General features: G+C 49.4%; 13 protein-coding genes. 5 read left to right on the top strand and 8 right to left on the bottom strand.

Features of this window, described 5'->3' with window-relative positions:
* Positions 1-117: 117 nt before the first annotated feature.
* A complete protein-coding gene (locus BLP80_RS10570; protein WP_090543056.1) occupies positions 118-396 on the bottom strand; it encodes an HU family DNA-binding protein in 279 nt (92 codons plus the stop codon).
* A 141-nt stretch (positions 397-537) separates the two neighbouring features.
* Here BLP80_RS10570 and BLP80_RS10565 point away from each other — a divergent pair, with 141 nt between their 5' ends.
* Together BLP80_RS10565 and BLP80_RS10560 are read left to right on the top strand one after the other, a co-directional pair.
* Entirely contained in the window at positions 538-747 is a 210-nt protein-coding gene (locus BLP80_RS10565) for a TA system antitoxin ParD family protein (protein WP_090543054.1), read from the top strand.
* Positions 747-1025: a type II toxin-antitoxin system RelE/ParE family toxin gene (locus tag BLP80_RS10560; protein WP_090543052.1), complete on the top strand. Its 279-nt coding sequence runs from the start codon at positions 747-749 to the stop codon at positions 1023-1025. The genes BLP80_RS10565 and BLP80_RS10560 overlap by 1 nt, the downstream gene beginning before the upstream one ends.
* Before the next feature lie 5 nt (positions 1026-1030).
* On the opposite strand, the gene BLP80_RS16305 is transcribed toward BLP80_RS10560, so the two are convergent.
* Positions 1031-1165 carry a hypothetical protein gene (locus tag BLP80_RS16305; protein ID WP_256203772.1) on the bottom strand — a complete coding sequence of 45 codons (135 nt, stop codon included), beginning with the start codon at positions 1163-1165 and terminating at the stop codon, positions 1031-1033.
* 546 nt (positions 1166-1711) lie between these two features.
* Here BLP80_RS16305 and BLP80_RS10550 point away from each other — a divergent pair.
* Positions 1712-2812 (top strand): NAD(P)-dependent alcohol dehydrogenase, encoded by a 1101-nt coding sequence (locus BLP80_RS10550; protein WP_090543050.1) that lies wholly within the window; start codon positions 1712-1714, stop codon positions 2810-2812.
* A 56-nt stretch (positions 2813-2868) separates the two neighbouring features.
* Here BLP80_RS10550 and BLP80_RS10545 read toward each other — a convergent pair whose 3' ends face one another.
* The 3 genes from BLP80_RS10545 to BLP80_RS15225 form a co-directional block, all read right to left on the bottom strand.
* Positions 2869-4077, bottom strand: a complete 1209-nt coding sequence (locus BLP80_RS10545; RefSeq protein ID WP_090543048.1) for a glycosyltransferase — start codon at positions 4075-4077, stop codon at positions 2869-2871.
* A gap of 5 nt (positions 4078-4082) precedes the next feature.
* Complete coding sequence (locus BLP80_RS10540) at positions 4083-4247, bottom strand: hypothetical protein (protein ID WP_176754346.1); 165 nt, start codon at positions 4245-4247, stop codon at positions 4083-4085.
* A 302-nt stretch (positions 4248-4549) separates the two neighbouring features.
* Positions 4550-4924, bottom strand: a complete 375-nt coding sequence (locus tag BLP80_RS15225; RefSeq protein WP_143002273.1) for a hypothetical protein — start codon at positions 4922-4924, stop codon at positions 4550-4552.
* Between the two features lie 306 nt (positions 4925-5230).
* Between BLP80_RS15225 and BLP80_RS10530 the strand changes: the two genes are divergently transcribed.
* Both BLP80_RS10530 and BLP80_RS10525 read left to right on the top strand, forming a co-directional pair.
* On the top strand, positions 5231-5509 hold the full coding sequence (locus BLP80_RS10530; protein ID WP_090543042.1) for an HU family DNA-binding protein: 279 nt from the start codon (positions 5231-5233) through the stop codon (positions 5507-5509).
* A 534-nt stretch (positions 5510-6043) separates the two neighbouring features.
* Positions 6044-7894: a potassium transporter Kup gene (locus BLP80_RS10525; RefSeq protein WP_256325049.1), complete on the top strand. Its 1851-nt coding sequence runs from the start codon at positions 6044-6046 to the stop codon at positions 7892-7894.
* Between the two features lie 168 nt (positions 7895-8062).
* Here the strand turns inward: BLP80_RS10525 and BLP80_RS10520 are convergent, their stop codons facing one another.
* From BLP80_RS10520 to BLP80_RS10510, 3 genes are all read right to left on the bottom strand, one after another.
* The gene (locus tag BLP80_RS10520) at positions 8063-8698 is read right to left on the bottom strand and encodes a hypothetical protein (RefSeq protein WP_218120427.1); all 636 of its coding nucleotides are present in this window, start codon (positions 8696-8698) and stop codon (positions 8063-8065) included.
* 1178 nt (positions 8699-9876) lie between these two features.
* A complete protein-coding gene (locus BLP80_RS10515; protein ID WP_176754345.1) occupies positions 9877-11760 on the bottom strand; it encodes a proton-conducting transporter transmembrane domain-containing protein in 1884 nt (627 codons plus the stop codon).
* On the bottom strand, positions 11757-12479 hold the full coding sequence (locus BLP80_RS10510) for a putative inorganic carbon transporter subunit DabA (RefSeq protein WP_256325048.1): 723 nt from the start codon (positions 12477-12479) through the stop codon (positions 11757-11759). Before BLP80_RS10510 ends, BLP80_RS10515 begins: the two co-directional genes overlap by 4 nt.
* Positions 12480-12573 lie beyond the last annotated feature (94 nt).

Here is a 12573-nt window from a genome sequence, read left to right as displayed (position 1 = left end):
AGGAAGCAGGTGGCGAGCGGGTGTATCACATCGGGTGAGTTATGAACGCAAAGAGCGGCAAATACCGCTCTTTGTAGGTTTCTGGTTTCTGGTTTCTGGTTTCTGGTTTTAACCCGATTATTTCTTGGCAACTGCGCCCTTGAAAGTTGCGCCGGCAGAGAATTTCGGCACGGTTGTCGCAGCAATCGAGAGCTTCTCGCCGGTCCTGGGATTCTTGCCTTCACGGGCAGCGCGTTGAGTTGTTTTGAATGAACCGAAACCAGGCAGCGTCACGTCATCACCGTTACTCACGGTTTCAACGATGGTATCCAGCACGGCATTCAAGGCACGACCTGCATCAGCCTTGGTTAAGTTGGCGCGGGTGGCAATCTGCTCAATCAGTTCGGTCTTGTTCATCGCTTAAAATACTCCTGTGGGTTGAGAAGCCCGCAGTATAACCGGTTAGGCTTTGTTGTCAGCATGAAAATCGATGAGAAAATACCAAGGTACCTTTATGGAACCAATTGGACCACAATGGGCTTTTAACTGGAGATTGCCATGTCTGTGAACGTAAAGTTATCAGAGAATCTGGTCACTCAGGCCAAGCGTTACGCGCAAATTCAGCATCGCTCGGTACCCAAGCAAATCGAATACTGGTCACAGATTGGCAGAATCGCTGAGGAAAATCCCGATTTACCGTTTAGCATGATTCGCGACATCTTACTCGCTGATCAGGAGAAGCCTGTCGGCGAATATAAGTTCGGCTGATGCGATTGCTTGTTACCTCTGCGTTCGAGCGTGCAGTAAAAAAACTGCATCCCCAGCAGAAATCTGAGCTTGATGAGGCAGTACGTACCATCGCTAACCATCCTGAGCGTGGTGAAGCGAAGGTGGGAGATCTTCGTGGCGTTCGAGTCTACACGTTCCGTTTATCGAACCAGTTGTGCATGCTGGCTTACCGTATTCTCGATGAGAATAGCCTGAAACTGCTGATTCTTGGAGCTCATGAGAATTTTTATCGCGATCTCAAATGGCAGGAGAAGTAGTTTTTTTAGGCTAAAACTGCTTTGCGCTGTGAAGCCACGCCAGTAAAGGTTTGTTCGCATCCGGCCAGCATTGCCTGTTTACCGGTAAATAATTCCCAGCGGCGCGCAATCACATCACAATACTTCGGATCGAGTTCCATCAGACGAGCTTGACGTCCCGATTTCAGGACGTGAAGAGTTGCGGATGGCGCGCTCCACCAACTCCACAGGTCTCATCGTGGGATGGAGATCATTCTTGGTTGGTTTATTGAAAAACCACCCCCCTTAGTCGCGGTCGCCACACCAGCAGTGCGATGCTCCCTCACGCCAGCCGTACAAAATAGGTTCATATTGCCGCTGATAATCGGCCCGCCCTAAGAGGCTGTTTGGAGATTCTGAGTGCTAGCCCGAATATTTCATAAATTCGCGTGATGATCACGCCAATTTATGAAATATTCGGGCTAGCGTGTCAATGCTATTTGTCTCCGATCACGGATCCTGCAGAACTGGATCGAAGACAGAATCAATAAGAAGTGGCAGCATAAGGGCGGCTAGTTGGAAGGCGGAAAATATAGGGTACTTCAGCAACCAATCGATTACAATCATTGTCGACATCCCATACGTGACGATCAATACGTTACAGACTGCAGGAATCTTCGTCACCCCAAAAACAATGATTATGTTCAATTGTAATTAAGGAGAAAGTCATGGCTGCCATGATGAAAGCTGCTGTATTCGTTGAGCCCGGCCGGATCGAGTTGACTGACAAACCGATTCCAGATATTGGCCCCAACGATGCGTTGGTGAGAATAACCACGACCACCATCTGTGGCACGGATGTCCACATTCTCAAAGGAGAATATCCCGTTGCCAAAGGCCTGACCGTCGGTCATGAACCCGTGGGTGTAATAGAAAAACTCGGAAGTTCGGTTCAGGGATACAAGGAAGGTCAGCGTGTGATCGCTGGCGCTATTTGCCCCAGTTTCACTTCCTACGCTTGCCAGGATGGCTACCCCTCCCAGGATGGCAGCTATCTGGTTCCGGCAGGACAATGTGGATCCCACGGCTATAAGGCGACGGCGGGTTGGCGCTTTGGCAATCTGATCGACGGGACCCAGGCGGAATACGTTCTGGTCCCGGATGCACAAGCCAATCTTGCGCCTGTTCCCGATGGCCTGACTGATGAGCAAGTGCTAATGTGTCCGGACATCATGTCCACCGGGTTCAAAGGTGCTGAAAACGCCAATATCAAGATCGGCGACACGGTCGTGGTATTCGCACAAGGCCCGATTGGCTTGTGCGCGACGGCCGGCGCACGCTTGCTGGGAGCTACTACCATCATCGCCATTGACGGTAACGACCATCGCTTGGGTATCTCGAAAATGATGGGTGCCGACATCACCTTGAACTTCAAGAACTGCGATGTCGTCAGCGAGATTATGAAACTCACCGGGGGACGCGGAGTCGATGCAGCCATTGAAGCACTAGGCACCCAAGCGACCTTTGAATCCGCGCTGCGCGTACTGAAACCAGGTGGCACGTTGTCTAGTCTCGGCGTCTATTCCAGCGATCTGACGATTCCGTTATCCGCGTTCGCCGCGGGTTTAGGCGATCATCGTATCAACACGGCGCTCTGCCCAGGGGGCAAAGAGCGTATGCGCAGACTGTTGAACGTAGTCGAATCTGGCCGCGTCGATCTCGAGGTGCTGGTGACGCACCAGTACAAATTGGATGATATCGTCTCCGCATACGACCTGTTCGCGAACCAGCGGGATGGTGTCTTGAAGGTAGCGATTAAGCCCTTCTAATGCGAATTTATGAAATATTTGGGATAATGGAGTGCTCTGGCTAAATTCTGATTTATTTAACGACTATTATCTGCGCCCTCCAGCAGCCTGCGATAGCCCGCGACGGTGGCGTCGACCGAAAACTCGGCAGCACGTGCCCGTAAGCGTGCCGCATCCGGAGGAGCCGCCAAGGTCGTAAGTATCGCACTCGCCATCGCTTCAGAATTTCCGATCGGCACCAGCGAACCGTAGGTGCCATCCTGCAGAATCTCACGCGGACCGCTCGGGCAATCGGTACTGATCACGGGACATCCGCTCGCCAACGCTTCCGCCAGCACTAGCGCAAAGCCCTCCCATGCCGACGACAAGACAAATAGAGAGGCGCGGCTCATCCAGGCAAAGGGGTTATCGACGAAGCCGGGCATGAGGACGTCGTCCTGCACGCCGAGTTGGTGGCAGAGCATCTCGAGCATCTTGCGCTCGCTGCCTTCGCCCAGAATGGCCAGTTGCAGATCGCGTTGCTGCCGCGCGATGGCAAAGGCACGGATAAGCGTGGGAAAATCCTTCTGGCGGTGCAGGCGACCGACACCGAGAATGAGCGGACGCGAGCGGTCAGTGAGCCAGGGGTGCTCGACCGGCATTTCACCGGCGCGGGCGATCGCTTCGGCATCGACAGGATTATAGATCAGCGTGATCAGCTCCTCGGGGAGGCGCGTTGTCTGGGCCAGATCCTGCGCCACCCCACGGGATACGGCGGCGATCGCGTCAGCTTCCGGGTAGAAGCGCCGAACGAGCCCAGGGTAGGCCCAGCGAAACACGCCGTGGCCGCGGTGCGCCACGATGGACAGTGTATTGTGCTCACTGACTACCAGCCGGGCAGGGACGCCGGCGGCCGCGCGCGCGATGATTGCCGCAAGATTGGACTGGGTTCCCGCTGCTAGAATAGCGTCGGGCTTCGCAGTACGCAGATACTCTATAAGCGCAGGGAGGCGCCGGAACATGTCCGGCTTGAGGGGTGTCAGGAGGGGCAACAGCCGAAACGCATCGCGAGGACGCGCCTTGAGCAATGCAAGATCGCTGGAGAACACATTGCTGCGAGGCAGACATCGAATGCTCGCGCCTGGCGGCAACTTGGAAATTGTTCCAGCATCATGGCCCGTCAGGACCTCCACCTGAATGCCGGTCTTCGCAAAGGCTTCGGCCAGCAGCAGAACGATGCGCTGCATTCCACCACCCTCGAGTGTGCGCACAATCAGTGCGAGCGAGCGGATCGGCAGGGCCGCCATGATCGTCAGCCTACCAAGCCAGCAAATGGAACTTTGGCATCAGCACGCGATACCTGTCGCCAATGCGGCCGCGTCGCTGGCCGGTACGCGCTCGCCATATCGGCTATCCGCGAGAATTTCCCGCGAGCGCCAGCCATAGAATTCCCAGTCTCACAAATGATAGCTGTCATGGCAGATACTTTTAGTACATGATGAGTCATACAGTATAAAACACTCATTTAGCGAATAACAATGACGGGATGTGTGAAAGTTTTTGCCTAGCTTATCCACGTTCCGGCCTGATCAACTTATCTCATGTAGCGACCATGCCAGAGATTGAGCCGCGTTATAACCTTACGCCCTCTACCGATATTTTGGTTATTCGTGACCGCGTCAATAGTCAGGCAAGATCAATGATGCTCCCGGGGTTGATTTCCCATGGGATTTCTAAATCACTGGCGATAAAGCCAATGTTTAAACACGCATTTTGTTGTCAACGCTGCCTTATCCTGCCGCTGGTTTCTATGAATGGAAATTTCTGGCAAGAGGTAAAGCCAAACAACCATTTTATGTCTCTGCCATCAGGGTCAGCAGTGTTGTGGTCATTCTGCTCTAACCAGGCGCAAATCTGCTGCACCTCTTGCTTGAGTCTTTTCAGTTTCTTGGCATCGCGTTGAGCTGTGGCTTCGTCAGTGGGAGCTGTGCTAGCCCGACAATGCTTGTCGATGCTTGTCGATGATATTCTGGTTCGCCGCTTCCATCTTGGCGGCGGACGCGATAACATTCGATGCTCCAGTCTTGTGGCGACTCGACCGATACAGCGTGTCTCACCTGCTGATGGCCAATGCGAAGGCAGCGCGATATTCACGGATCCGCCTTATGGTATCAACCATGCCAACTTTGCCCCTGCGACAAGCTGCGCGGCACGAAGCGGCTCTGGCACCGCTACTCAACCCTTCGCGATGTCTTTCACGCTTAGCGACAAAATATCATCTGCAGCGGGTTGTGCCAGTTTTACGTTTACAGAGATGGTAATTTCCAGATCAAAAGCTCATTTTCACCCAATTGGTTCCATAAAAGAATCCCGATAAGGGTTTTATCATCAGTTTCATGATGAAAATAAAATCTAAACGGTTATACTGCGCGTTTCTCAATTAACAGGAGCATTCTCAGTATGAACAAGACAGAACTGATTGAACAAATTGCCGTTCGCACCCATTTAACCAAAGCCGATGCAGGCCGTGCCGTGAATGCGGTGCTGGACACCATCGTTGAAACTATTGCCAATGGTGAGGATGTATCGCTGCCCGGCTTCGGTTCATTTAAAACAGTCCAGCGTGCTGCTCGTGAAGGCAAGAATCCCAGGACCGGCGAGAAACTTTCGATTGCGGCAACAATCGCACCCAAATTCACTGCTGGCGCAACTTTCAAGAGTGCCGTTGCCAAGAAATAACTCGGCTAAAACTGAAACCCAGAGAAAGCGGAGTTTGCTGCCCTTCGTCTTTGTGACTTCCCTGGTGAACGTGCTGTTCCTTCGTTCTGCCAAGCTGAATCCGCAAAAATGATGGGCAAATAATTGAAGGCGTCAATGAATATTTCGATACGCGCTTACGTTCGTCACCATGGCGTAACTGACCCCGTCATAACCAGCGCCGCAGTCAACGAAATAATCAAAGGGCCGCTTCACGCCTCGTGAAATCAGGGTGATGTTCTGGAACATGTTAGCTTGTGGCGCCTCTTGAAAGTCAGATTAAATTGCTTAAAAAAATGATGCTACAAGGAAATTTTTCATAGCACGCTGTTTCTTTACAAAAAAATAAAGCCAAACTAGCGATAGATATCAAACTGAATAAAGTTAAACTCAAGTCGCATCACACTATTTCCAATAGCCTTCAATTAATTGGTATAGACTGGCAAATACATTCCCCGCTTAATTTCTCATATCATGACAATATCCCAATCTCCTCAACTTTCCAGCAAGAATATCATGCTGCCACTTATGATAGGGGCAATAGGCGTAGTCTACGGCGACATTGGCACCAGTCCCCTCTATGCCATGAAGGAGGCTTTCAATGGCGCACATGCTCTTTCACCAGAGCCACAAAACATCCTTGGCGTTCTCTCGTTGGTCTTCTGGGCGCTGACTATTGTGGTGTCACTCAAGTATGTGCTTTTCATGATGCGCGCTGACAACAAGGGAGAAGGCGGCATCATGGCGCTGATTGCGCTGACGCAACGGATAAAGAAAGATAATTCACGGCTACGCGGGCTCTTAGCTTCACTTGGGTTATTTGGTGCGGCGCTCTTTTATGGAGACGGCATGATCACTCCGGCCATCTCGGTACTCAGCGCTGTGGAGGGGATAGCGGTTACCGCCCCGGCACTGGAGTCCTGGGTCATTCCTCTAGCAGTAGTTGTTTTGGTGCTACTGTTTCTGTTTCAGCCGCGCGGCACTGCTGGGATAGGGAGGCTGTTTGGCCCTATCATGGTAGGTTGGTTTCTGGTATTAGCACTCCTAGGAGTAATCAACATTATCCAGCACCCTCTTGTGCTCAAGGCGATGAACCCGGCCTATGGTATCGACCTACTGCTACATCATGGGTGGTTTGGATTTTTGGTGCTGGGCACTGTGGTACTAGCAATCACAGGAGCTGAGGCACTTTATACTGACATGGGTCATTTTGGCCGGCGACCGATCCAGTTTGCCTGGTTTGGATTTGTCTGGCCGGCATTGCTGCTAAATTATTTTGGCCAAGGAGCGTTGCTGCTCAGTGATCCAATGGCAGCGCGCAACCCATTCTATCTGATGGCTCCCTCATGGGCGCTCTATCCCATAATTGCCCTTGCCACAGCTGCAACGGTCATTGCTTCGCAGGCAGTGATCACAGGCGCCTTCTCGGTCACCCGGCAGGCTATCCAGCTTGGCTATATTCCCCGGATGCAGATGCTACATACTTCGGAACGCGAGGTGGGGCAGATTTACATCCCCTTTGTGAACTGGCTCCTAATGCTGGGAGTGGTGGCACTGGTAGTAGGATTTGGTTCCTCTAGTAATCTAGCGGCAGCCTACGGCATAGCCGTAACCGCCACGATGGCCATTGATACGCTATTGGTTTTCTTTGTGATTTATGGCCTATGGCGCTGGCATTGGGCAGCAGCAGTGGCAATCATCACCGTTTTTCTCGTGATTGACCTTGCCTTTGTCAGTGCCAATCTGATGAAAGTGATTCACGGTGGCTGGTTCCCGCTGCTCATCGCAACAGTTATCTTTACTCTGCTGGCTACCTGGAAGAAAGGACGCAACATCCTGATTCAACGTCTTCAGGCTGATGCAATAGATATCGGTTTTTTCGTTACCAATATCGAAAAGCATCCACCGATCAGAGTGCCAGGCACAGCAGTGTTCTTGACTACCCGATCCACTGGTGTGCCTCATGCTCTGCTCCATAACCTAGCGCATAACAAGGTGCTACATGAACAAGTAGTGCTGCTGACGGTGGTCACTGCTGATGTTCCGTTTATACCTGTGAATGAACGTACCGAAATTACATCGCTGGGAAACGGCTTCTATCGCGCTCTCTTTCATTTCGGTTACAAGGATGAACCCGATGTTCCAGCAACGCTGGCTCAATGTGAATCGCTAGGACTGAAGTTCAATATGCTTGAGACTTCCTTCTTTCTCAGCCGCGAAACCCTCATCCCCACTCATCTTCCAGGTATGGTGCCGTGGCGTGAAAAGCTTTTTATTACGATGGCTCGCAATGCCTCTAGCGCTATGACACTGTTCAAAATCCCAGCTAACCGTGTAATTGAGCTAGGAACACAAGTTGAGTTGTGAGTCGATCATTGTCACGCGCTAGAGAGTATCGCTAAAAATGTTGGGAAAGGAGCAATGCCAGTGTTTAATTACCAAAACAGGTAATTTTATTTTGATGATTAACTATTTGTTCCGAATGAAACTCTTACTCAAAATACGTAGCGAAATAATGCAATTAAACACGGACGATCATGGCAGAAAAGCTGGCGATATTAATCGCAACCCAACAGTGAACCATTGCTCATCGTTTCCACTCCCGAAACGGTTGCCGTAAGTAGTATCGACTTGGATGTGATCGGGATAAATCCAATACCGAAACCCAATATGGAAAAATGGCTTGCCCTGGTTCTGCCCAAAGATTTCAGCTACCAGCCAACTATTTTTAGTGAATAAGATTTCAGAACCCACACCCAAAGTCAGATGATGTTCATTTGATTCTGACCGGCGATACAGCCAGCCAACATTGGTATTCAATACGACATGGCCATCTCTGAAAGAAAAGCTTGTCGGTATATATGCATAAAGATCGCCAGTTAGATTACGATTAATATTGATAGTGGGATTATGAATAGCACCTATAGCAAGCCCAATGCCCCAGCCATTTATTTCCATGGGCTTAAATAGAGTCTTGCCTTGAATAAGAATGTTCGGATTTTTTGCATTGTCAGAATTACTGATCACGGCACCGCCAAACGTCAACTCCAAATTATGAGTAAAATTACAAGCTGGCAAAGTCCAGTACTCAATACTGCCGGTATTTTTCTTCATCCAGCTTTCAAGCTGACAAGCCTTACTATCAACAATACGAGCATCATCAACAATCAAAGGGCGTGCAGCATGCGCCCAGTCAATAAAACAGATAATGATGAGGATAAAAAAATAATAAGTATAGGGGTGGAATGTCATTAATCTGAGCTCGTTCGAGCTAGCCCGAATATTTCATAAATTCGCGTGATGATCACGCAGGATTTTGATTAATAGGGAAGTTTTGAGAAAGAGTGGTGTAGTGACTCATACACCCGACTGAGCAAAAATCTTTCTTATTAATCAAAAGGCAAGTGAGGGCACGTGCCAATTTATGAAATATTCGGGCTAGAAGGCAGGTACATTTCTTGCAATAAACAGAATGCAGTATAACTTATCAGTTACTCCCCCCAAAATGACAGTTTTCATGAAGCAAGAAAGAAAAACTATCTAAATGGATTGATGGATGGATGGATGGATGGATGGGGATTGTGGCTATATCTTCGATGCTTTACTGTTTGGCCAGCAACTGCTCCTCACAGGCACCCGATTGCGATATCCTGCCAGATGTTTAGTGTGCAGGATGTGTTCATCACGTGGGAGGCGATTTAAAAGATTTTCCTGAAGTAATTGAAGCTGTTTACCCCAAAACTTACTGCGTAACTGTGCATACAGCCTGAATTTCATAAGCCGGAAACTGCGTAAGGTGATGGTCGCTGATTTGCATACCATCTATGCGACTACCACGATAACGGGGACTGGAAAACGATTGCTGGCATTTGATGAGAAATGGAACAAATATCACTCAGAGCAATTTTGATTGTATAGCTGCTGCAACTACATGTAATAAAAGAAATGATTATTATTGAGTTTATTGTGGAAAATCGATAGATGCCAGCTTCCTTTGTCGCATCTGAGAATGTAGTCCAATAGAGAACTAAATCGGTGGGTACGATACTCAACTCAACTCTTGATGATCCCGCCGGCATGCGAGAAGTGCTCAGTACGACAACTGCAGTTCTTGTTCGCCTGCACATTTCTGATATAGAAATCTAAAGGCAACTCGATCTCCTGCGTCTAAGCACATGCTCTCACACTGACGAACCAACATCCTTCTTATTCAGAGCACATCCTTCTTGGTATCCGGCCGAAGGGCCGGCATGTTAACCCAGTTAGTCTTCCCGCTTCGACATTACCTGGGTTAATTGGATACCAGCACCTTCGTATTTTTTAATCTCCTACTTCAGCTTTCTCGCCTATCAAGAATCATTAAGTGGAACATCATGATAGGTTTTGACATGAGGCCCGAGATAAACTCGAGCATATATCCTTACCAGTGAGAGGCCAACGATAACAAAACTCAAAGCCAGGACAAACGCGAACAATACCTGATCTGTATGAATATGCGTGAAAACAAGATCTATGCCGAGGAAAGAGGGTGTAATCGGAAAACCCATCAGTCCCAAGCAGGCAAGCAGAAAAATGAAAGCTTGTCCAGGATGCTCATAAACATGACCGTGCTTTTCTTTCAGGTCAGTTCCGGGCTCTAGTCTGCTCATCCAGCTCAGGCAAAGGAACCCGATCAAGCCTGCAAGAGCTACACCACTCAGGAAGATTTGGAGTTCCAGATCTGTCACCTCTTCATAGAATGACATCGCCAGCGCCATCCACAGATAGTTCATGATAATGAAGAACCAACTGAGACGAGGACTCATCCTCTCGGTGAAAGATTTGAGCACCACGATCAGGCCTATCAGGGCAAACAGCGTTGGCAGGAATGCTTGCACTTCGGCTGGCAGTGATTGCTTGAAGTGCAGACAAGCTAGTCCGCCGATGAAAGTTGCAGTCACAATCAAAAACCCTTGGACTCCCGACAATACAAGATTCAGCTTGCGGCCGATCCACTTCACCGGATCCCAGAAAAATACATACATGAAAGAATCGAGATTGAATTCTTTCACGCCCAGCATATACATGGAGTACCCGATCCCTTTGAAAGCCGTGTGCTCATCGGAAGACTGCCGAGGAACAAAGTGATAAAACTGATCCCGGATGAGATAGGTTACTACCGATGGCGAGACCAGCAGTTGATAGCAACGAAGGAATGCGTTACCTGCGAAATGAATCAAGGCAATATCATAAAAGCCCAGCGCGATTTCGATGAAGATGATCCCGATCTGCGCGATTGAAGAGTAAGCAATCTGCGTTTTGATCGTCGATTGTACGCGAGCAATAAACGTAGCGACAATACTGGTAAACAGGCCGAGCAGGAACACGATTGACACGATAGCTATCTGGCTTTCCCAGAAAGGATAAGTGCGAAGCAGAAGAAATGCTCCCAAATGTGCCGAGAGAGAGCCATAGAAGATTGCACTGGATGGTGTCGGCCCTTCCATCGCGCGCGGCACCCATGAGGAAAATGGCAACTGGCCCGATTTAACTGCGGCAGCCAGCACCAGCATGAGGGATATCAGGATGCCCACTTCGGCATTATCCTGGAGAGCCTGGCCAACCAGTTCCGGGTGCAGCAGCTTCGAGAAAGTAATGTTTTCATGCCACAGATGATGACTCATCCAGATAACCAGGATCAGCCCCATATCGGCAACACGAAATACGGTAAATACCTTCAGGGCATTTTTTACCGGCAGATACCGTGCTCTATAGAACCCAATCAGCAGAAAGGAGGTGATCCCAAATACTTCCCATCCGATGAAAAGGGTCTCGAAATTTCCCGAGAATATGATGATGTTATAGCCGATATAAAAAAACAGAATCGTATTGAAAAAGCGTTTATAACCCTGTTCTCGATGTAGGTACCATCTGGAATACACCGTTATCATGAAAACCAGAAAAGAACCGACAAAGAGGTAAACCGCAGTGATCTTATCGAAATAGAGTGAAATGAAAAATTGATAACGTTCCGTATCATAAAGAATAAGCTCAACTGTCTGGAGCGTCGGATAGCCGCTGGCCAGCCAGAGCGCCATGAATGCCCAACCAATAACCATTTGGGCGCCCGTGGTAGAGTAGGCTATCCACGAGATAGCATCCTCCTTCCGCGGTGGAATGATCATGCTCAGGAAAAATCCAATTAATGGAATGAATATGAACAGTTTGAGCAGGGATGTCAGTAACGGTGTCATTTTTGCTCCTTATCAATGAAGTATACGGGTAAATTCTCTTGGGTTGCTTCGACAATATTGGTGAACTCTGCTTTCTTGGCGCCTTCCATCAATTTCGGAATATCCGATATGGTTTCCAGTCCCTGCAACAAGGGCTTATACACAGTCGAGAAATTTCCGTCCTTGAATAAGTGAAGCTGACCCGTTTCTGGGTGTACCACCACGGTGTGCACCCAATAATTTTCATAAAACGAATAATTTGCTGCAGCAGCCTTGATCACCTTCAGCACTACATCAGGATAGTGCTCTATGATGACAAGGAGACGAACAGGATCGTGCACTTCGATCATCTGGCTTGGCAGACCGGTTCTCAGATCACCATCAGCGCCGTTTGCCACCCCGATAAGTCCCATCACGTTGTGGGGCAGCTTTGTTCCCGCACCCATTTTATGATTGTCAGTTCGGGAGAAAAAATACTCGAGATCAATACCTCCCATAACCGGCGCGATGGGTCCCATGGAGATGGCGAGGAATTTGCCCTCGGGATCGGCCCGGTAGTCGTAAGAACTCGATGACGCCCGCCTATCCAGAAACAGGTTTTCGGACAAACTCCGTCTACCGACGATACAAACCGCGTTAGTGGCGTGATTGAGTTCCGGCCGGGGTTCGAATAACGAGACCGACCTGCGGCGGATTTCTTCATGAATCTCTCTGGGACTCATCTTGGTGTTAATGGACACTAGTACTCAGTCATTCTTCTAAAGTCGGGTAAAGTTTCTTCAATTTTACCCGAGCGTCATCATTCGTAAAGCGCCACTCCATGGGACGTGCGGA

Origin of the sequence: Nitrosomonas sp. Nm132, from assembly GCF_900100485.1 — a bacterium.
Classification (GTDB): Bacteria; Pseudomonadota; Gammaproteobacteria; order Burkholderiales; family Nitrosomonadaceae; genus Nitrosomonas.
Note: the sequence above shows the minus strand (reverse complement) of the source record. Positions and strands in the feature narration are given on the sequence as shown.